At 70.2% G+C, this 20516-nt stretch carries 18 protein-coding genes and 4 pseudogenes; 10 read left to right on the plus strand and 12 right to left on the minus strand.

What is annotated here, in order from left to right; all coding sequences use genetic code 11:
- Positions 1-3: 3 nt before the first annotated feature.
- From HNR25_RS17845 to HNR25_RS17855, 3 genes are all read right to left on the minus strand, one after another.
- Positions 4-2061, minus strand: coding sequence for a phosphoketolase family protein (locus HNR25_RS17845; RefSeq protein ID WP_184636965.1), 2058 nt, complete (start codon positions 2059-2061; stop codon positions 4-6).
- A gap of 43 nt (positions 2062-2104) precedes the next feature.
- Positions 2105-3315 (minus strand): IS3 family transposase gene (locus HNR25_RS17850; RefSeq protein WP_184639040.1). Its coding sequence is split into 2 segments (ribosomal slippage): positions 2105-3015 and positions 3015-3315, totalling 1212 coding nucleotides; the frame shifts between segments, so codons are not numbered across the junction.
- A gap of 42 nt (positions 3316-3357) precedes the next feature.
- Positions 3358-4464 carry a hypothetical protein gene (locus HNR25_RS17855; RefSeq protein WP_184636967.1) on the minus strand — a complete coding sequence of 369 codons (1107 nt, stop codon included), beginning with the start codon at positions 4462-4464 and terminating at the stop codon, positions 3358-3360.
- Between the two features lie 254 nt (positions 4465-4718).
- Here HNR25_RS17855 and HNR25_RS17860 point away from each other — a divergent pair, with 254 nt between their 5' ends.
- The gene (locus tag HNR25_RS17860; protein WP_184636969.1) at positions 4719-5483 is read left to right on the plus strand and encodes a DUF5919 domain-containing protein; all 765 of its coding nucleotides are present in this window, start codon (positions 4719-4721) and stop codon (positions 5481-5483) included.
- Positions 5476-5943: an NUDIX hydrolase gene (locus HNR25_RS17865; protein ID WP_184636971.1), complete on the plus strand. Its 468-nt coding sequence runs from the start codon at positions 5476-5478 to the stop codon at positions 5941-5943. Before HNR25_RS17860 ends, HNR25_RS17865 begins: the two co-directional genes overlap by 8 nt.
- 116 nt (positions 5944-6059) lie before the next feature.
- On the opposite strand, the gene HNR25_RS17870 is transcribed toward HNR25_RS17865, so the two are convergent.
- The 7 genes and pseudogenes from HNR25_RS17870 to HNR25_RS17890 form a co-directional block, all read right to left on the minus strand.
- The gene (locus HNR25_RS17870) at positions 6060-6485 is read right to left on the minus strand and encodes an HD domain-containing protein (RefSeq protein ID WP_246464509.1); all 426 of its coding nucleotides are present in this window, start codon (positions 6483-6485) and stop codon (positions 6060-6062) included.
- Between the two features lie 23 nt (positions 6486-6508).
- On the minus strand, positions 6509-6808 hold the full coding sequence (locus HNR25_RS26035) for a porphobilinogen synthase (protein WP_221457676.1): 300 nt from the start codon (positions 6806-6808) through the stop codon (positions 6509-6511).
- A gap of 10 nt (positions 6809-6818) precedes the next feature.
- Positions 6819-7106: a hypothetical protein gene (locus HNR25_RS26590; RefSeq protein ID WP_312862602.1), complete on the minus strand. Its 288-nt coding sequence runs from the start codon at positions 7104-7106 to the stop codon at positions 6819-6821.
- A gap of 75 nt (positions 7107-7181) precedes the next feature.
- Positions 7182-7427, minus strand: a pseudogene (locus HNR25_RS26875) (hydroxymethylbilane synthase); the annotation flags it as partial.
- Positions 7361-7642: pseudogene (locus tag HNR25_RS26595) on the minus strand (hydroxymethylbilane synthase); the annotation flags it as partial. The pseudogenes HNR25_RS26875 and HNR25_RS26595, both read right to left, overlap by 67 nt.
- Positions 7643-8242: 600 nt before the next feature.
- On the minus strand, positions 8243-9361 hold the full coding sequence (locus HNR25_RS17885) for a methyltransferase domain-containing protein (RefSeq protein ID WP_312862603.1): 1119 nt from the start codon (positions 9359-9361) through the stop codon (positions 8243-8245).
- A gap of 305 nt (positions 9362-9666) precedes the next feature.
- Positions 9667-10590, minus strand: coding sequence for a LysR family transcriptional regulator (locus tag HNR25_RS17890; RefSeq protein ID WP_184636973.1), 924 nt, complete (start codon positions 10588-10590; stop codon positions 9667-9669).
- A 433-nt stretch (positions 10591-11023) separates the two neighbouring features.
- On the opposite strand from HNR25_RS17890, the gene HNR25_RS17895 reads away from it, so the two are divergent.
- The 6 genes from HNR25_RS17895 (at position 11024) to HNR25_RS17920 (ending at position 17294) form a co-directional block, all read left to right on the plus strand.
- On the plus strand, positions 11024-12667 hold the full coding sequence (locus HNR25_RS17895) for a peptide ABC transporter substrate-binding protein (RefSeq protein ID WP_184636975.1): 1644 nt from the start codon (positions 11024-11026) through the stop codon (positions 12665-12667).
- A 70-nt stretch (positions 12668-12737) separates the two neighbouring features.
- A complete protein-coding gene (locus HNR25_RS17900) occupies positions 12738-13664 on the plus strand; it encodes an ABC transporter permease (protein WP_184636977.1) in 927 nt (308 codons plus the stop codon).
- The gene (locus HNR25_RS17905; protein ID WP_184636979.1) at positions 13657-14565 is read left to right on the plus strand and encodes an ABC transporter permease; all 909 of its coding nucleotides are present in this window, start codon (positions 13657-13659) and stop codon (positions 14563-14565) included. The genes HNR25_RS17900 and HNR25_RS17905 overlap by 8 nt, the downstream gene beginning before the upstream one ends.
- An 11-nt stretch (positions 14566-14576) precedes the next feature.
- On the plus strand, positions 14577-15620 hold the full coding sequence (locus tag HNR25_RS17910; protein ID WP_376767516.1) for an ABC transporter ATP-binding protein: 1044 nt from the start codon (positions 14577-14579) through the stop codon (positions 15618-15620).
- Positions 15601-16626, plus strand: coding sequence for an ABC transporter ATP-binding protein (locus tag HNR25_RS17915; protein WP_184636981.1), 1026 nt, complete (start codon positions 15601-15603; stop codon positions 16624-16626). Before HNR25_RS17910 ends, HNR25_RS17915 begins: the two co-directional genes overlap by 20 nt.
- A gap of 101 nt (positions 16627-16727) precedes the next feature.
- Positions 16728-17294 carry a GNAT family N-acetyltransferase gene (locus HNR25_RS17920; protein ID WP_312862605.1) on the plus strand — a complete coding sequence of 189 codons (567 nt, stop codon included), beginning with the start codon at positions 16728-16730 and terminating at the stop codon, positions 17292-17294.
- A 94-nt stretch (positions 17295-17388) separates the two neighbouring features.
- On the opposite strand, the gene HNR25_RS17925 is transcribed toward HNR25_RS17920, so the two are convergent.
- The gene (locus HNR25_RS17925) at positions 17389-18078 is read right to left on the minus strand and encodes a DUF4352 domain-containing protein (protein ID WP_184636982.1); all 690 of its coding nucleotides are present in this window, start codon (positions 18076-18078) and stop codon (positions 17389-17391) included.
- Positions 18079-18749: 671 nt separating this feature from the next.
- On the opposite strand from HNR25_RS17925, the pseudogene HNR25_RS27085 reads away from it, so the two are divergent.
- Together HNR25_RS27085 and HNR25_RS27090 are read left to right on the plus strand one after the other, a co-directional pair.
- Positions 18750-18848, plus strand: a pseudogene (locus HNR25_RS27085) (hypothetical protein); the annotation flags it as partial.
- 115 nt (positions 18849-18963) lie between these two features.
- Positions 18964-19392, plus strand: a pseudogene (locus tag HNR25_RS27090) (ATP-binding cassette domain-containing protein); the annotation flags it as partial.
- Positions 19393-19704: 312 nt separating this feature from the next.
- On the opposite strand, the gene HNR25_RS25395 reads toward HNR25_RS27090, so the two are convergent.
- A complete protein-coding gene (locus tag HNR25_RS25395) occupies positions 19705-20388 on the minus strand; it encodes a hypothetical protein (RefSeq protein WP_221457678.1) in 684 nt (227 codons plus the stop codon).
- Positions 20389-20516 lie beyond the last annotated feature (128 nt).

The raw sequence follows: 20516 nt of genomic DNA on the forward strand, positions 1-20516 counted from the left end.
CGGTCATCGGACCACCTCGCGGGAAGCGAGCAGAAGCTGGCCGGCCGCCCGCTCTAAGCCTGCCCGGTCCATGCCGAGCGCGGCGGCGAGCTGTCGCTGGGGGAGGGGCTCTGGGGGGTCCTGCCATCCGATGACGTCCACGGGACGGTGGAGCCGTCCGGCCAGCAGGCCCCAGACAGCGGAGGGGTGGCCGAGGGTGAGCACTAGGACGGCGGCGCGTGTACCGAGGTAGTGATCGGTTTCCGCGGTACCGAGTCCGCGGGGCCACGGCGGGGCGGAGCCGAGAACGGTCAGGTCGAGCAAGTTGACCACGCGGATGCGGCAGCCGTGCTGTTCGCGGAGGTGCCCCACCGCATCAGCGGCGACGGTTGCCGGGATGTCGCCCGCGGTGACGATCGTGAGGTCCGGTTCTCCCTCGTCGCTCAGGTGGGGCCAGATCGCGAGGCCCCGCTCATGTTCCTCTTCGACGGTGCTTGCCGGATGAGCGGCGCGGGTGTGCTTGCCCGCCACGACGAGGTTGACTCTGTCGAGCGAGTCGAATGCCTCGTCCAAGGCGGCCGCGGTTCGTGCCGGATCTGCCGGCGTCAGCACGCGCACCGATGGAAGGCCCAGACCGAGGAGCGTGGTGGTAAGCGACGGGTCACCGTGGCTGTGGACGTTGTGCCATCCATAGGACGTGAGCAGAAAGTTGAGACTGGGCAGACCATTGGCTCCGGCCATACGCCGTTGCTTGATGTGGCTCACCAAGCCGGCGATCAGCAGAGGGGCGAACGCTTCGTAGGAGATCACCCCGCCCCGGCGCCCGCAGGCGGTCCACCCGGCGAGCCACTCCAGCAGCACTTCCTCCGCTAGGAGTTCGTGTGTCCACGGCTCGTCGCGGAGATGCGGGAGCCGGTTGGACGCCAGTTCGTCCGGGCTGAAGATCCGGAAGTCCCCACGCCTGGCATGGCTTGTGGCGACGTCGGTGACCGCCTCGCTGAAGGTGCTCACGTGCCGGTGGGCGGTCCTGGCACCTTCATCTACGACAACGCGTTTGACCGGAGTGAAGGAACACCAGTGCGCGGTAGCCACAGCTTCCGCCAGTTCATCGCGGGCACTCCCGTCTGGGCCGAAGAGATCTGCGGGCCCGTACGAGGCGAGCCACTGGGCCAGTTGCGTGAGCTGATCCGGGTCGGTGCGCGGACTGGTCAGCGGGGTCTTGTGCAGGTCCGGAGTCCCTAGCAGGACACGGTCTCCGAGTGACTTCGGTCCGCCCCATCCCTTCACGCAGCGCAGGACCAGTACCGTAGGGCGGGCCGCGAGCACCTCCTCCACCGCCTTCCGCAACGCAGTATGGAAGGCCCTGTGCTCCTGGGTGGATCCGGCCACGACGTGGATCACCAAGGCGCCCCACCCCAGTCCGCGGAAGTAGGCGCGCAATGCATCGTCATCCATCGCGCCGAGCAGCGACCCATTGCCCATGCAGAAACCGTTGACCTGCACGACGGGTAGGACCGAGGAACCGGGGACCGCCCTATGCCCCAGCCAACTCGCGGCGGTGGTGGGGGTTTCACACTCTCCGTCCCCGATGATGGGCACGGCGACCTTGGCCGACGAGTCCAGGGCAGCGCCCTGGGCGAAGGGCAGACAACCACCGAGCCGTCCGCCGAGGAACGCGCCGGCGGGGAGAGCGGGAGAGACTTCGGGGCCCAGACCACCCACGTCCGGGAACGCCTGGACCAGTCGACGCAACCCTTCCGCATCCGAGCCGAACTGCGACCGTACTTCCTCCAGCGCTCCGCTTACCCACGACGCGGCGAACTGGACGACACCGGCGTGCCCCGCACCGAGCAACGGCACCAGATCGACTCGCCGGCGCAGTTTCCCGGCAGCGATTGCGATGTGGGACAACACCCACGCAGTGCCAGGCACGGTGCCCCAATGCCCGGAGGGGTGTTCCTTGACGTGCTCGGCCATCAAGCGTTCTGTCAGCAGGACATTGTCGCGCAGATGAAGTTGACAGACCGCGGCGTAGACGGTTGCCCGCCATAGAGCCCCGGCCAGTACGGCGGCCTCGGTCACCGTGCACCAGGGGGGTTCCCCCGTGAGTGTGGACACCCGGTAATCAGGCAGCCAGGTGCAGCTTAGCGGTTCGGTGCTCGTAGACGGCGGGGGCGAGGTAGCCGATCGCCGAGTGCCTGCGGCGGGTGTTGTAGCGGTTGATCCAGGAGAACACCGCCATGCGCGCCGTGTGCGGGCTGGGCCACCGCTTCAAGCCGGGCCCCTGGAGGGTTTCGCGTTTGAGAGTGGCGTGGAAGGCCTCGGCCGCGGCGTTGTCGGCCGAGGAGCCCACCGCGCCCATCGAGCGCACCACCCCCAGCTCCGCACACTGTGTCTGGAACCGCCGGGAGGTGTATTGGGCGCCGTGGTCGGTGTGGAAGACCGCGCCGTCCAGGCAGCCGCCCCGCGCGCGCCGGGCCCCCTCCAACGCATCGCAGACGAGTTCGGCGCGCATATGGTCGGCGATGGACCAGCCCACCACCCGCCGCGAGTACAGGTCGATCACCGTGGCCAGGTACAGGAACCGGTCGCCGTCCACGGGCAGGTAGGTGATGTCGCCGACATAGCGGGTGTTGGGCGCCTGGGCGGTGAAGTCGCGGCCCAGCAGGTCGCCCGCCGGGGCCGTGGCGGGCTCGGGCACCGTGGTGCGCACTTTCCTGCGCAGGTGCAGGCCTTCGATGCCGGCGGTGCGCATCAGGCGCTCCACCCGCTTGTGGTTGATTACGTGGCCCTGCTCGCGCAGCTCGGCGGTGATCCTCGGCGCCCCGCAGGCGCGGTCGGCCGCGTGGATCGCCGCGATCCGGGTGGTCAGTTCGGCGTCGGCGGCCGCCCGCTGTTCACGCGCGCCTGCGCGGGCCCGCCAGGCGTAGTAGCCCGAGCGCGACAGCTGAAGCACCGCGCACAGCCGCTTGGCGCCGTAGGCGCCCTGGTGGTCCTGGACGAAGCAGAAGCGGCTCACTGCTTCATCTCTCCCGCGAAATAGGCGGCCGCCTTGCGCAGGATCTCGCGTTCCTTCTCCAGTTCGGCGATCTGGGCGCGCAGCCGTTTGTTCTCCTGCTGCAGCGGCTCGCCCGCGGGCGCGGCCTCTGCCGGGCGGGGGTGGGCCGGCGCGGCCGTCGCCGAGCGCTGCCTGTCGTCGATGCGGATCCAGTTGCGCAGCGTCTCGCGGTTGACGCCGAGCTCGTCGGCGATCTCGGCGATGGTGGCGCCGGGCCGGGACCGGTACAGCGCGACCGCGTCGGCTTTGAACTCGGCCGGATAGTGCTTCATGGCCATGGTGGTGGACTCCTCCTTGGTTTCCATTGTCGGAGATGTCCACTACTCAGGGGGAGGCTCCCCAGCCAAGGGCTCGCCGGCGAATGTGAAGTACCACAACGGCCGGTAGCACTCCCAGGCGGCGGGCCTCAGACCAGTGGGCCCGATGACGTCCTCGATCGCCACGCGTGCCTGCAAGTAGTGCTCCAGCTCCTGGCCTCCGGGGGTGCGCAGACCCGCCATGATCGAGTTGTGGGCCTGATAGACCTGGAAATTGGGGAACTCGGTGATATACGGAGCCAGCGCGCCGACACCTTCCAGTACCGCATCAAGCGGGTCCAAGCCCACGATGTAGGTGAACGAGGTGCTATGGCCGGCCGCCGATGCCCGACGGAGTACCCCCGGCATCTCCGATGCCACGAGGACGGCCTTGCTGGACTTCAGCAACAGGTTCCGGCGGGTGAAGCACTCCGCCGTCAGCCGCAGGACGAAGGGCGCGACGTCGGCAGCGAGTTGCTCGAACGCCTCATCGGATTCCAGGACCGACGTCAGGAAGCCGATGCGTGCTTCGACGTCTTGCTCGTCGAGGACCGTACGTAAGGTGCGCAAGTGTTGCACCGCCGCCGACTCACGCTCGAAGCAGCCGGTCGAGACGGTCACCTCACGCAGCTCCGTCAGGTCACGGCGCGGATGCTGCTCCCGCAGCGCCGCGAGGAGTTGGTGCAGGTCCCGCTGCTCCGACAGCCGCGGATCAGCCGCAGCCTCAAGAGTATTCGGGCAGAAAGCGCACCCCACACAACGACTGCGGGCATTGGGGTTCAGTGTGAGAGCGGTGTAGGCGTCCCGGAAGTACCCACCTACCGCCTCGTCCGCGTCGATGCGCTCCACGGTTCCGACCGGGGTGCTGCCCAGGGCGAGGCGCTCGCCTCTGAGCTGAAACGGAGAATCCGTGACGTTCAAGGGAACGATGAGTCGCCAGGGTACCGATGGGGCACTCGCCAACCGGACCTCGACGCGGGCGCGGTGACGTGGCACGTCGGAACCGATCCCATGCAGGTTGAGGGCGATCAGCAGTGCATCCTCGACCGGTACTCCGTACCGAGCCGCGAGCCGTCCCACCTCCCCGAGCGTGGAGGGCGTGCTGGTAGGCCCGTTGCGAATTGCCGTCATGCGCGTACTCCGTCCAGGCATCCGGGGGATGGCGCGCCGACAGCCGTGCAGGAGCCAGCCGCCGACGACAGGCACAGACTGCCGCGGAATGCGAGGACGTGGAACGTCGTCCCGGGATTCCTTCCTGGACGTCCCGGGACGTTTTTCGGCCTGGCGATCGGTTTCCCAAACCTGCGGCAGACAGACGCCCCGCCACGCAACTGGGGCGTGGAGCGCGCTTGCGGCAGGTGCCATGGTCCGGTTCACTTACCCGAGTGAATGAGCGACTCCGCGCCGCACTCATGCAATCCGGCATGACCGTGAAAGAGGTGGCCGACGCCTGCACGGTCGATCCGAAGACCGCTGGCCGCTGGATCAGTGGACGGGTCCCCCACCGTCGGCACCGCTGGACCGTCGCCAACTTGCTGCAGGTAGACGAGACGTACCTATGGCCGGATTCAGTCCAGAAGACGTCGCACTCCGGTGCCGCTCAGTCCGAGATTGTCGCCACCTATCCCCACCGCGCGAGCGTCCCCCGCGAGGTCTGGCTCTCCCTGCTGTTAGGGACGATGAAGCAGATCGATGTCCTGGTCTTCTCGGGGACCTTCTTCGCGCAGACGAATCCCCACATCGGACGCATGCTTCAAGAACGCGCGCAAGCTGGTGTGCGGGTGCGACTGTGCTTCGGCGATCCGACAGGAGAAGCGGTAGGTATCCGTGGCCACGAGGAGGGCATCGGCGACACCTTGTCCGCCAAGATCCGGGCGTCGCTCACCTACTACCGTGCGCTTGTCGGCCATCCAGGCTGCGAGGTGCGACTGCACGACACGACGCTGTACAACTCGATCTTCCGCTACGACGACCATCTTCTGGTCAACCCCCATATCTGGGGCCAGCCGGCCAGCGCAAACCCGCTCTTCCAACTCCGCCGTACCGCCAACGCCGAATGGTTCGAGCGGTACGCCGAGAGCTTCGAGGCAGTCTGGAACACAGCGCGCCCATGGGCGCCCGACGATCAGGAGCACCATCGCAGTGGGTAGGACTGAGTACTACTACGACCCCAAGGCCCCTAAGGCCAACACGTTGATCCCCGCCAGCAATCTGCTAGTCGTAAATAACGAGGGAGCCATTCTCCTCCAGCGGCGCCGCGACACCGGCCAATGGGCATTGCCCGGCGGAGCTCAAGACATCGGCGAGACTGCCGCCCAGTGCGCGGTACGCGAATGCGCGGAGGAGACTGGCATCGCCGCTGAGGTCACCGGATTCCTCGGTGTCTATACCAACCCGGACCACATCGTCGCCTACAGCGACGGTGAGGTTCGCCAGCAATACGAGAACGCTTACATCGGGCGCTCCTTCGGCGGCAAGCCCACCGTTAACGACGAGGCCGACGGTGTCCGCTTCGTGCAGCCTGCCGACCTCGACAAGTACGACATCCACCCCAGCATGCGCCAGCAGATCAGTGACTACCTCGCCGGGACCTACCCCTATCTCGGCTGAGCCGCCGATGCGGCCTCTATCCGCGCCACGGTAGCGAAGATCTGAGGCGATGCTCGACGGATGAACCGCCCCACTACGCTGTCATCTCCGTAGCGGACCGGATCTCCGCCACCCGCTCATCGGCAGTTGTCCGGTGCCCCGTCGGGCGTCGTCGTCATGTCGCAGTACACCAGGGCGTCCGCAAGTTGCTCATCGTCGACCACCGGAAATTCAGCTTCGAGCGCTTCGCGTAGCCCGCGCTGCTCTGCCTCCAGCAGCGCGAAGGAATGGTTCGCCACGAGACGGGCAACCCGGTCGTCTACCGAGCCGATCGTCCGTAGATGGCGTGCGCCGTCGAGGGGGCGGAAGCCGGTGTTGACGAGCGGTGGCGCATAGCCGATGTCATGCAGCACCGCTGCCGCCTCCAGCGCCTTGGCCCTGTCATCGACGAGAGGCGCCAGCTTCCGTGCGCAGGCGGCCACTCCCTGCGTGTGCGCCCATCGCCGAGGAAGTCGCTCCCGCAGCAGCTCTTCCACCAGAACGTACGCAATCCCGACCGTCATCACGCCGGAAGCATACGACTGCGTCAGAACATGTCGGTGGTGCCCGTCGCCGAAAGCGGGACAGAGCCCTCAACTTGACAGCCCCCGGCCTCAGCTTGGCGCAGGGCTTGGTCTCCGAGGATGCCGAGTGTCGCGTTGTGGTCGTAGCGCCCGTGGTGGTCGGTCAGCACGCAGGTGCGCGCGGTGGTGTAGGAGCACAGGCACGTCTCGGTCATCACCGCCATGCCCGGTGCCGCGTTCTTGGCGGCGCGGATGGCGCGGACCGGGCTGGAGCCGGTCACGGGTTCGGCGTCCTGCACGGTGGTCGGGGGGTGGTTCTCCACGGTGTTCTCCCTAACGGGGCGGTGGTGTGTCCCCGATCTGGGCGAGGATGTTCTCGGCGCCCTGGCCGAGGAGGGTGACTGCGGCGCGTTTGCCGAGGTCGGCGGGGGCGCTGCGTATCCCGGTCTGGGTGGTGCGGATGACGGCTGTGCCGTCGAGGCCGGTGACCTGGGCGGTTATGCGGAGACGGTCGCCTTCGGCGGTGGCGAGGGCGCCGACGGGCACGCTGCATCCGCCGTGCAGCTCGGCGAGCATGGCGCGTTCGGCGGTGACGGCGGCCGCGGTCGCGTCGTCGTGCACAGCGGCGAGCAGCTCCTGCAGGCCGGTGTCGTTCTCGCGGATCTGGACGGCGATGGCGCCCTGTGCGGGCGACGGCGGGAATGTGCGGGAGTCGAGTGCTTCAGTGATCTCCTCGGTGAGGTCGAGTCGGTGCAGCCCGGCGGCGGCGAGGATGGTGCCGGCCAGTCCCGTTTCCCGGCTGCGGCGCAGTCGCGGGGGACGTTGCCGCGGATCGGCACGGTGGTGGTGTCGGGGCGCAGCGCGAGGAGTTGGGCGATGCGGCGAGGGGAGCCGGTGCCGATTCGTGCTCCGGTGGGGAGGTCGGCGAGGGTGGTTCCGCAGAGGGCGTCGCGGGGGTCGGCGCGGTGGGGGACGGCGGCGATGACCGTGCCGGGGGTGCCGGGGGTGGGCGCGGTGGCGAGGTCTTTGAGGCTGTGCACGGCGATGTCGACTTCTCCGGCGAGGAGGGCGTCTTCGAGGGCGGTTGCGAAGACGCTGACGGTGGACGTGCCGAGTTCGGTGAGGCTGGTTGTGCGGTCTTTATCTCCCGAGGTCATCACCGTGTGCTGTTTCCATGTGATGTCGGGGCGGGCGGTGCGGAGGGGGCGGTCACTTCGGCGCCCATGGCTTTGGCGAGGTGGCTGCCGCGGGAGCCGACACGAATCGTTCGAGCTGACACCTTGTCAAATCCTGGTTATGTGTGGTAACGGATGCGCGTAGGTTATCGGTCGTCCGAGGCGTGGGAGACTCCCCCTTCCACGCCTCAGCGCGGCGGTCCGGTCGAATAGGCGGCGCTCCGCACCCACAGGTGGGCAAGGAGGAACGGGGCGGGTGCCGCCCTGCTGGGGGAGGGAGTCAGGGCGGCGCGGGGGACCGGGCGCCGGGCTCCCGCGGTTTTTGGGGCCTCCCCCCGACGCTCGGCCGTCTCGGTCGCACCGGTCAGGCCAGCGCCAGCGTGAATCTGTTCTATGTCTGCCAGGGGCCCTGCCAGGCCCCCAGCGCCCCGACGCGCGGGCATTCACGACGCCGGCGGAGGGCGGGCTCCGCTTCGCTTCAGGGGTTATGCGCTGACGGTGCGATCGGGTCGGTCACCCCATAGGCGGTGTTCGCCGCCTGGGTGACGGTGGACGTCAGGACTACGGCCTCGCCGTGGCCGGCTACTTCAGGGCCACGCGGGTGATGGGCGTATCCGGGGAGTCCAGCCACACCCGCTGCCCGTCGGCGTCCACGGTCAGCCCGAACCGGTCGACCTCGGGGCGGCCGCGGTCCAGCCACCACCGGTAGGCGGTCTCGACCTCGTCCCACAGCCGCCGCGGCCCCGACTGGTGCACGCGCACTTCCGGGCTCTCGGCCACAGCCGCGGCCCACGAGCGGTCGGTGATCCCGTACAGCCAGGCCGTGCCCTCGTGCACGGTGTGCGTGCAGGCGTCCACCAGCAGGCCCAGCAGCAGGCCGGTACCGCCGTAGGCGGGATCGAAGACCTCGTCGAGGGTGAGGTCCGAGCCGGTGACGGCGCCGGGCCAGTCGGTGACGTACTCCTCGTGGACCGGCCATTTTCGACGGTGCGAGCGAGCCTTCATGAACTCCGCCGGCCCCGTGAGCCGACCGCCGGCGGTTCCGTCGTCGCCGACGACCAGACGGGCGATGGCGTCCTGGCGACTGTAGTCGGTGCCCCACGGCGCCACGATCACCCCGCCCGGCCGGGTCTGGGCGATCCAGGCCGGCGGGATGGACCGCACACCCGCGGTGGCGATGACTCGGTCATACGGTGCACCCGGCGCGTGGCCCGCCAGCCCGTCGCCGACCACGACCGTGGGCGCGAAGCCGGCGGCCGCCAGCCGGGCGCGGGCTTGATCGGCCAGGACCTCGTCGACCTCCACGGTGGTGACGGCCCGGTCGCCGAGCCGGCAGCTGAGCAGGCCGGCGTTCCACCCGGTTCCGGTGCCGATTTCCAGCGCCCGCATGCCCGGCTCGACGTCGAGGTCGCGCAGCATCGCCGCGACGATGCTCGGCATCGAGGAGCTGGAGGTGTAGACACCCGGACCGGTCGGAGCTCCGTCGTCGTGCTGCACGGTCAGGGGCACGTTCTCCTCGGCCCACTGCGCCCACGCTTCGTACTCGGTGCGGCGATCGACGGGCGTGCTCGCCTCCCCGGCGGAGAAGGGCCAGATGACGTCGGGCAGGAAAGCGCCGCGCGGCACGGCGCGGAAGGCGCCGCGCCACGCGGGGGCCATGCGGCCCGATTCGAGGAGCAGCTGCTCCAGCTCAGGTGTCACTTCTCGTGCCGACCGGGCGGGGGGCCGCCGTCGGGGCTGGGCGGCGGCGGAGGCGGCGGGGGTTTGGGTTGGGGCTGCGGAGGGCCTTCGTGGCGCGCCATCCTGGTCTCCCTTCGTCCGGGGGCGGCTCCCTTTCCACGGTAGCCCGGTGATCACCTGCTGTAATCGGATCTGGCCGGGAGTGGACATCCGGGTAGGGGCAGGGCCGCCCTTGGCCCCCACCCGAATCGTCGGCGGCCTGCCGGTCCTGCCGGTCGCAGACGTGGTCGACGACCGTGCGGGCCGCGGCTTCCGCGCTCAGCCGCTCAGCCGGGGTGGGCCCCGTCGAGGTGTCCGGGGCCGTCCGTGTCGTCGGCGGCCTGCCAGTCGGAGACGAGGTCGACGAACGCCTGGGCCGCCGGCGACAGCGAGTCCGGCGGCCACACGAGCACGCCCCGGCGGGCCAGCGGCGGTGCGACGCTGACGACCACGGCTCCGAGGCCGGCCGCCTCCATGGCGAGCCGGTGCGGCAGCAGGGTCGCGCCGGAGCCGGCGATCACCAACGGCACGATCGCGGCGCGGTGCGTCGTCTCCACGGCGATGCGCGGTGACGACGCGGTGAGCGCGAGCGCGCTGTCGAGGGCGCTCCGGGTGGTGGTGCCGCTCGGAGTGGTGACGAGGTCCATCTCCGCGATCCGCTGCAGGGAGATCGGCTCCTCGGGCGGGTCCGCCGAGGGCGGGAGGACCGCCAGAACCTCCTGCTGAGGGAGGTCGAGCACCCGCATACCCGTGGTCGGGATGCCGTGCTCGGTGAGGCCGACCTCGCACTGCCCGCGGCGGACGAGGTCGACGATCGAGGCCGCGTTCTCCGCGTCGACGATGCGGAACTCCACACCGGGGTAGCGGTTGCGGAACGAACCGACGAGGGACGCGAGGGGGTCGACGGCCAGGGTGGTGACGGCGGCGATGTCGATCCGCCCCGACACGAGCCCCGACACCCGCTGGGCCGCGGTCTGCACCCGCATGAAGTCGTGCAGCACCTGGCGGGCGGGGTCCAGCAGCGCCTCTCCGACGGGGGTCAGCACGACGCCCCGCCCGACCCGGCGGAACAGCGGCGCCCCGACCTCGCGCTCCAGAACCCCTATTGCATAGGACAGCGACGGCTGTGCGATCCGCAGCGAGCTCGCCGCGCTCGTGAAACTCCCGTGGCTCGCGATCGCGAGGTAGTACTCGAGATGCTTCCGTTCCACACGATCTTCCTACGACTGCGCGAAGGGGGCGGCGGTACGCGCCCGCCCCGGCGGTCACCGGCCTGCGGCCTCCTCCGGCGCGGCCCGGTTTCCGGGCGCCTGTACGCACGGATACACGGCAACATACCCGACGAGGACGGCCGGGGGCGTGCAGCGGCAGGCGGGTCCGGCCCGCCGGAACCCGGCCGGCGGGCCGGACCGCGGGCTTCGTGCGATCGCACATTCGCCGGTCGGATCGGGGCCGGAGAATTCGAATCCCCGTACCGGGAAGTCGAATATCTGATCGATCGGTCCGGGGCCGGTCCGGCGCGTATGCGGGTGCGTGATCCGAACGTTACGGCCGTGGTGTCCCGGCGAAATTCAGGAGAAACGGATTCGGGCATACCTTTGGTCGTTATTCTTCGCTGTTCGTCCGGTGTTCCAGAGGAGGCCCATGAGTATGCGAGCAACCAGGTTCCGCACCGCGTTCGCGGTGGCCGCGGCGGCCGTCATGGCCGTCAGCGGCTGTTCGGGCGGTGGCGACGACGGCGACGCGGGCCAGACGACGGTCACCGTCGACGGCGGCCAACCGGAGAACCCGCTGGTTCCCGCCGATACCAACGAGGTTTTCGGCGGCGACGTCCTGGATACGCTGTTCTCCGGGCTCGTGCGCTACGACCCGGAGACGGCCGATCCGGAGAATTACGTCGCGGACTCCATCGAAACCGAGGACAACCAGACCTTCACTATCACCGTCAAGGAAGGGTGGACTTTCCACGACGGAACCGAGGTCACGGCCGAGAGTTTTGTGGACGCCTGGAACTGGGGCGCCTACGGGCCCAATGCGAATCTGAACGCGTACTGGTTCGAGCAGATCGAGGGCTATGACGAGGTCCACCCCGAAGCGGAGGACCCCGAGGCCGACCCGCCCGAGCCCGAGGCCGAGGAGATGTCGGGCCTGGAGGTGATCGACGACTACACGTTCGAGGTCACGCTGAACGACCCCTACGCGCAGTTCCCGATGCGCCTGGGCTACACCGCCTTCGCCCCGCTGCCGGAGGTCTTCTTCGAGGACCCCGAGGCGTTCGGCCGCGATCCCGTCGGCAACGGCCCGTTCCGGTTCGGCTCCTGGACCGACAACCAGGAGATCACCGTCGAGGCCTACGACGACTTCGCCGGCTCCCACGCCGCCCAGGTCGACGCCGTCACCTGGCGGATGTACGACGACCGCGAGGCCGCCTACGCCGACCTGCTCGCCGGCAACCTCGACGTCATGACCCGCCTCACCCCTGCCGCGATGGCCAACGAGGTCTACAAGGACGACCTCGGGGACCGCTACATCGAGCAGGAGGCCGGGCTGATGTTCACCCTGACCGTCACCGGCAACGAACCCGGCTACGACGACGCCCGGTTCCGCCGGGCCCTGTCCATGGCGATCGACCGCGAGGCGATCGTCGACGAGATCTTCGAAGGCACCCAGTTGGCGTCGAACGGCTGGGCCCCCGGCGTCGTCATCGGCGCCCAGGACGGCGCCTGCGGCGAGGCCTGCGAGCACTCCCCGGACCAGGCCAACGACCTGCTGCAGGAGGCCCTCGACGACGGGTTCGAGCCGCCGGAGGAAGTCGAGATCTGGTTCAACGACGACGCCGACCACCGCGAGTGGGTCACAGCCGTGGTCAACAGCATCAACCAGACCTTCGACGGTGAACTGGAGGCCGTCGCCAAGCCGGTGCCGACCTTCAGCGAGTTCCGCTCCGGCATCAACGGCGACCAGTACAGCGGCCTGCTGCGCACCGGCTGGCAGATGGACTACCCGCACCTGGAGAACTTCCTCTCGCCGCTGTACGAGACCGGCGCCTCCTCCAACGACGGCGACTACAGCAACGAGGAGTTCGACCGGCTGATGGCCGAAGGCCGCCAGGAATCCGACCGGGACGCGGCGGTCGAGAAGTACCGGGAGGCCGAGCGCATCCTCGCCGAGGACATGCCCGCAGTGCCGATCTACACGGCGCGCACCATCACGGGCTACTCCGAGGACATGAGCAACGTCGAGGTCACCCCGTTCGGTGTTCCCGCTTTCGCGAACCTCGAGAAGTAGGCGCACCGGACCGCAGCGGGAGGAGCGCCGCCCCGACGGGGCGCTCCTCGCCGCTTTCGGAAGGACGTGAATGGGTCGTTACGCGCTGCGGCGCCTGCTGCAATCGGTCCCCGTGGTGGTCGGGACCACCCTGTTGATCTACTGGATGATGTGGGCACTGCCCGGAGACCCCTTCGCGGGACGCTGCGGGGAGCGCGCTTGCCCCCAGGACTACATCGACGCCATGAACGCCCAGTTCATGCTGGACGAGCCGCTGCTGGTGCAGTACGGCGCCTACATGGCCAACCTGGTCCAGTTCGACTTCGGGCTCACCTACAACATGGTCCCCGTCGCCACGCTGATCGGCCAGACGTTTCCGGTCACCCTGCGGCTGGCGCTGATCGCGCTCGCCGTCGAAGCCGGCATCGGCATCGTCGTCGGGGTGATCGCCGGTCTGCGCCGCAACAGCTACTTCGACACCCTGGTGTTCGCCAGCACCCTGGTGGCGCTGTCGGTACCGATCTTCGTGATCGCCCGCTTCGCCCAATGGGGGCTGGGAGTCAACCTGGGCTGGATCACCCCCACGGTCTCCAACGAGGCCACCTGGGCGGAGCTGATCGTTCCCGGTGCGGTGATCGCCACGACCACCACCGCCGTACTCGCCCGCCTGGCCCGCACGACGGTCGCGGAGAACCTGAGCGCCGACTACGTCCGCACCGCCGTCGCCAAAGGGCTTCCGCGCAGCCGCGTGATCGGCGTGCACGTGCTGCGCAACTCGCTGATCCCGCTGGTGACCCTCCTGGGCCTGGACCTGGGCACCCTCATGGTGGGGGCGGTGGTCACCGAAGGGATCTTCAACATCGACGGGCTCGGCGGACTGGTCTACAACCACATCCTGCGGCTCGACTCCACCGTGGTCGTCCCGGCCGCCACCCTGTTCGTCCTGATCTACATCTTCGCCAACCTGCTCGTGGACCTGCTCTACGGCGTGCTCGACCCGAGGATCCGATATGAGTGAACCGGCTTCCGCCACCTCCGCCGCGGGCGAAGCGCCCCGCGGGCTGTGGGGCGACGCGTGGGACGAGTTGAAGCACCGGCCGATCTTCTGGGTCTCGGCAGGCCTGATCTTCGTCTTCGTGCTGATGGCGGCGGTCCCGCAGTTGTTCACCCGGGTCGACCCGCAGTGGGCCGACCTGTCGCTGAGCATGGAACCGCCCAGCTCCGAGCACTGGTTCGGCACCGACCGGCAGGGCCGCGACGTCTACGCCCGCACGATCTACGGTGCGCGGGCCTCCATCGTGGTGGGGCTGACCGCCACGGTGCTCACCACGCTGCTGGGCGGAACACTGGGGATGGTCGCCGCCTACCGCGGAGGATGGGTGGACGCCCTCATCTCCCGCGGCGGCGAGATCCTGCTGGGGCTGCCGTTCGTCCTCGGCGCCATCATCATCCTGTCCACCTTCGCGGGCTCCCAGAGCGACGCGGGCCCGGCCACGATCATGATGCTGGTGATCGCCACGCTCACGGTGCTGTCCTGGCCGATGGTGGCGCGCATCGCGCGCTCGGCGGTGTATGCCGTCAAGAACGCCGACTACGTCAACGCCGCCCGCGTCGTGGGCGCAGGACCGATGCGCATCCTGTTCCGGCACCTGCTGCCCAACGCGCTCGCGCCGATCATCGTCTACGGCTCGCTGCTGATCGCGACGTTCGTCAGCGCCGAAGCCACCCTGTCGTTCCTCGGCGTGGGCCTGCGGCCGCCGGTCATCTCGTGGGGCGTGGCCATCTCGGAGTCGGGCGACTTCATCCGCCAGGCCTTCTACCTCACCCTGTTCCCGACCGTCTTCCTGTGTGCCACGGTGCTGGCCTTCGTCCTGCTGGGCGACGCGATCCGCGACGCCCTGGACCCGAAGCTTCGCTAGGAGTAGTCGACGTGGCACTGAACCGCCCCGACAACGACGGGCGCCCGCACGGCGCGGACGACACGCCCCCACTGCTGGAGGTCGACGACCTCCACGTGGAGTTCCGCACCCGCACCGGCACGGCCGAAGCGGTCAACGGCGTGAGCTTCACCGTCGACGGCGGCGAGACCCTGGCCGTCATGGGCGAATCCGGCTCCGGAAAGAGCGTCACCGCGCAGGCGATCATGGGGATCCTCGATACGCCCCCCGGCAGGATCACCGGCGGCGGCATCCGGCTGCGCGGACGCGACCTGCTCGGCATGACCGCCGAGCAGCGCCGGCGCGTCCGCGGCGAGGACGTCTCCATCGTCTTCCAGGACGCGCTGTCGGCCCTGAACCCGCTGTTCCCGGTCGGCTGGCAGATCGCCGAGATGTTCCGGGTCCACCGCGGCTCCTCCCGCGCAGAAGCCAACAAGCGGGCGGTGGAACTCATGGACCTGGTGCACATCCCCGACGCGCGGCGCCGCGCCGGCGACTATCCGCACCAGTTCTCCGGAGGGATGCGCCAGCGCATCATGATCGCCATGGCGATCGCCCTCGACCCCGGGGTGCTCATCGCCGACGAGCCCACGACCGCCCTCGACGTCACCGTGCAGGCCCAGATCATGGAGCTGCTGGCCGAACTGCAGCGGGACCGGGGCATGGCCCTGATCCTCATCACCCACGACCTGGGGGTGGTGGCCGACGTGGCCGACCGGGTCGCGGTGATGTACGGCGGGCGCGTGGTGGAGTACGCGGGTGTGCACGACGCCTACCGCCGCCCCGCCCACCCCTACACCAAGGGCCTGCTGGAGTCCATTCCGCGGCTCGACCAGGTCGGGGCGGACCTGCAGGCGATCGGTGGCACTCCGCCGAGCCTGACGGACATGCCGGTGGGCTGCGCTTTCCACCCGCGCTGCCGCTACCGGCGCGACACCTGCGTCACCGATCCGCCCCCGATGCACACCGTCGCAGGCGACCGTGGAAGCGCGTGCCACTTCTACCAGGAGGTACTGGATGACCACACAGACCGGTGACCGGACCCCCGTCCTGGAGGCGCGCGCCCTCGTCAAGCACTACCCGCTGACCACCGGGGTGGTGTTCAAGCGGACGGTCGGTCGGGTCCAGGCCGTCGACGGGGTGGACTTCGCGCTGGAGCCCGGCGAGACCCTCGGGGTGGTCGGCGAGTCCGGGTGCGGCAAGTCCACTCTGGCCCGCATGCTCGTCGGACTGGAAAACCCCACGTCGGGCTCGATCCTGCTGGATGGGACCGACATCGCGGGCAAACGCGGCGGACAACTCCAGCAGATGCGCCGCGACGTCCAGATGATCTTCCAGGACCCGTACACCTCGCTGAACCCCCGCATGACGGTGGGCGACATCGTCGGCGAACCGTTCGACGTGCACCCCGGGGCGGCCCCGGCGGGCAGCCGCGGCGAGCGGATCCAGGAGCTGCTGGAGGTGGTGGGGCTCGACCCCGAGCACGTCAACCGCTATCCGCACCAGTTCTCCGGCGGGCAGCGCCAGCGCATCGGCATCGCCCGCGCCCTGGCTCTGCGGCCGCGGGTCATCGTGTGCGACGAGCCGATCTCCGCGCTCGACGTCTCCGTCCAGGCCCAGGTCATCAACCTGCTGCAGCGGCTGCAGCGGGAGTTCGGGATCGCTTTCGTCTTCATCGCCCACGATCTGTCGGTGGTGCGCCACATCGCCGACCGCGTGGCGGTGATGTATTTGGGTAGGTTCATCGAGACCGGCCCGGACGCCCGCGTCTACGACGAGACGCGCCACCCCTACACGCAGGCGCTGCTGTCGGCGGTGCCCGTGCCCGATCCCGAAGGCCGGCAGAACCGCCACCGGCGCATCCTCCCCGGGGACGTGCCCAGCCCCGCCGACCCGCCCAGCGGGTGCCGGTTCCGCACCCGCTGCCACAAGGCCGCGGACCTCTGCGCCCGCGAGGAGCCCGCGCTGGAGATCCGCCCGGGAACCTGCCACCCCAGCGCCTGCCATTTCCCCGAAACCGACGAAGCGGTCCGGGCGGGGTGAGCGGACGACCCGGGCCGCGGGCCGGGTCGTGCCCGAGTGCCGTGGGGCGCGGGCGGAGGCCCGCGCCCCACGCGCCGGGGCGGCTGTCCTAGGCTCGGAGCGTGGCGACCGGTGTGGAGATCGCGGGCCCGCGCATCCGACTGCGGGAGTTGGCGGAGGGTGATGCGCCCGGCCTGGAGCGCGTCTACGGGGACCGGGACGTCACCCGCCACCTCACGTTCCCGCCGCGCTCTCCCGAGCAGTGCGCGGACGTCGTCGGCTCCGCGATGTCCCACGCCGCGGCCGAACCGCGGACGATATACCTGCTCGCGGCGGTCGACGGCACCGACACGCTGATCGGCGTCGGCCGGCTGGGCATCGACGAGCACCCGCACAGCGGTCAGATCGGCTTCGTGCTGCGCGCCGACACGCGGGGGCGCGGCGTGGGCGGCGAGCTCGTGCGGCTGCTCCTGCGGCTCGGCTTCGAAGAACTGGGCCTGAGCCGCATCTGGGGCGCACGCTCACCCGAGAACGCCGCCTCCCAGCGGGTCATGGCCGGCGCCGGGATGGTGGAAGAGGGCCGGATCCGGCGCCACGTGCGCAGCTGGGGCGCGTGGCGGGACTCCGTCGTGCACGCGATCCTCGACGACGAATGGCAGCCGGAGGCGCCGTCGGACGTGCGGGGGTGATGAGGGCGGCTGCCCCCCCCGTTCGGGACCGGACCGTGCGACGTCCGCGCGCGCCGCCGCCCGGGCGGGACGGGTCCGCCGGGTTCGGGCCCGCTCACCGCTCCCCGGACACGTCCACCACGGCGGATTCGTCGAAGCTGACGAAGTCCCGCAGCTCCAGCCGGTCCAGTTCCACCCCTGCGGGCACGTCGAACACGAGTTCTCCCTCGACTTCGTTGCCGGGGTTGATCTCGTTCAGGAAGGACTCCGCGCCCCCCGTGATCTCCGCGGCCGTATCCGTCGAGTACTGCTTGTCGTCCACGTCCACCAGGGTCTGCGACGAAGAGTCGAAGTATCCGGACTCGTCGCCGATGTTCTCTACGGTCACGGCCACCACCACGTATCGGCCGTCCGGGGTCTCGGTGATGTACCCGGAGTCGTCCGAGACCTCCGCAACACCGGTCTCCACGCCGGTGACGGTGAACGCGAACGCCCCGGATTCGACGGTGTCGCCGATCCCCGCAGGCGTGTCCTCCTGATCCTCCTGCTGCTCCTGCGTGTCCTGTCGATCGCTGCCGCTGCCGCTGCCGCTGCCGGCCTGCGGCGGGTCGGTGGACTCGACCGTGTCACCGCCGGGCGCGGCCACGATCACGGCCATGCATCCGCCGAACAGCAGCATGAACCCGACGGCCGCGGCGATACCGCAGCCGAGTCCGATCTTGCTGCCGGTGGTGAGTCCGTCGCGGCGCGGCGGATTCGGCGGGACGGGCGGTGGGGGCGGCGGGGGGTGATCGCCGTAGCTCATGGTGCGCCCCTTTCCTCGGGTTTGAATACACAGACAGTTGATCACCGCCTGAAAGCAGTGTCAATACATATGAATGGGGTGTTGCGGTCCGCACGAACGGGTGGGCACGGCGCATCAACGGGGCATGCGCCACCGGAACGACCGGGCACGGCGCAGCGGCCACGCCGCCGACCGCCGCGGCGCCGGGGCTTCGCCGCGTACCCGAGTAATACGGACCGGACGCGCGCACCGCGGTCGACGCCCGCCGCCCGCCGAAGGGATCGTCGTGGGCGCGGCTGGCGACCGACCCGGCCCAGCGGTGGCGGCTGACCGTGCCGCGCGGCAGGCGCCGCGCCAAGGCTCCGACCCAGGAGGTACCGGCATGAGTGCGACCCGGCAAGCGGCGCCCGCGGACGCCGCGGCGATGGAGGACGCTCCCGGGTGGACGCCTACCCGCACCAGTTCTCCGGCGGCATGCGCCAGCGGCTGCTGATCGCGATGGCCGTGGCGCTGCGGTCCTCGGTGCTGATCGCCGACGATCCCACCACGGTGCTCGTCGTCACCGTGCAGGCCCAGAGCATGGAACTGCTGCACGACCTGCGGACCGAGCAGGACACGGCACTGGTGCTCATCACCCACGACCTGGCGGTCGCCGCCGAGCACGCCGACCGGGTCGCCGTGATGTACGCCGGATCCATCGTGGAGGCCGGGCCGGTCGCCGACGTCTTCGCCGCCCCCGCCACCCCTACACGCGCGGACTCCTCGACTCGGTTCCGGGCAGCCAGAACCGGGGAGAGCCGCTGCGGTACATCCCCGGCAGCCCTCCCGACCTGCGGGCGATTCATGCTGGAGCGGCCCGACCGCGGCACGCTGCGCTTCGACGGCCCCGACCCGCTGTCGCTGCGCGGGAAGGAGCTACTCGCCTGGCGCCGGCGGGTGCAGATGGTCTTCCAAGACCCGTCCGCCTCCCTCGATCCGCGGCTCAACGCCGCCGAGCTGATCGGCGAGCCCTGGCGCACCCACCGCGACCTCGTGCCCCGCGGCGACCGCGACCGGCGGGTGCGCCGGCTGCTGGACATGGTCGGGCTACGCGAGGCCGACGCGCGGCGCTACCCGCAGGAGCTGTCCGGCGGGCAGCGGCAGCGCAACGGGATCGCCCGCGCGCTGGCGCTGAAGCCCGACGTCATCGTGTGCGACGAGCCCGTGTCCGCGCTGGACCTGTCCGTGCAGGCGAAGGTCCTGAACCTGCTCGCCGAACTGCAGGCCGACCTCGGGGTGTCGTATGTGTTCATCTCCCACGACTTGTCGGTGGTGCGCCACGTCGCCGACCGGTGACCCGCCGTCGGGGTGCCGGTTCCGGACCCGGTGCTGGCGCGCCGAAGAGGTCTGCGCCCAACAGGCTCCTGCCGCCGAGGCGCACGGCGGTGCCCCGACGCACACGGCCGCGTGCCACGTCCCGTTGGAACCGGTGCCCCACGTGCCCGCCGGATCGGGCGTCGAGCGCGCCTGAGCGGCGCCGGTCACCGGTGAGCATGCCGGTCCGCCTGGCACGGCCCCGGGCCGCGCGGGGCGGACCGGCGGGTGGCGCCGGCCGGAACCGGCCGGTGCGGCCTGCTGTTGCGGTAGGCCTCCGGCGCCGCGGCGGAACTACACCGGTGCGCCGGAGGTCGCGCCGGCGGCGCCGCGCCGCCGAAGCGTCGCGGCCACCGCCCAGGCGGCCACCGCCACCGCCGCCGCGACCAGCAGCACGTTCGGGAGGCCGTTGGCGACGCTCACCCACGGGGTGTCCGCGCGCCGCCACAGATCCACCGCGGCCGCAGCCGCCAAGACCAGCAGCAGGAGCGGCCGCCGCCGGGCGTGGTAGCCGGCGAGGGCCCCGAGGACGGCGCCGACCACGGCCATCGGAAGCATCGGCGACAACGCCATCCCCAGTGCACTCTCCAGTGCGTCGGGCTCGGGAACAGCCGGGGGCGGGGGGTGGCCGAGAGACTCCCAGGCCTCCCGCCGGCGGGCGTCGGACACCTGCGCGAGGTAGGCCCCGGCGGTGTAGACGGCGAGCGCCGCCAGCGCGAACACGCCGCCGATGGCAGCGGCCCGCCCCGCCGACCGTGCGGCCCGGTAGGCCAGCAGGACCGGAACCGCGCACCATCCGAGGAACGTGTCGACGAGCGTGATCAGCGCGAAGTAGAGCAGGGTGGGCACCGTGTGGTCCTGTGTCCCGGCCTCGCGTGCCGTGAACGGGACCCGGTCGGCGCCCACCGAGGCCAGACCGACCGCGACCGCGCCGACCAGCAGGACCAGCACGACGACCAGCGCACGACGGTTCCCCACACATGCCTCCACGATGCTCGAACCGGACGGGTCGGGCGCTCACTGTGCCACATCCCGGGCGTGCGGCACGAAGCATGTTCCGGCCCGTCCCCATCGCGCCGGTCAGTCCACCTGCATGTCGATGACCC

The sequence above is a fragment of the Streptomonospora salina genome, assembly GCF_014204715.1.
Classification (GTDB): Bacteria; Actinomycetota; Actinomycetes; order Streptosporangiales; family Streptosporangiaceae; genus Streptomonospora; species Streptomonospora salina.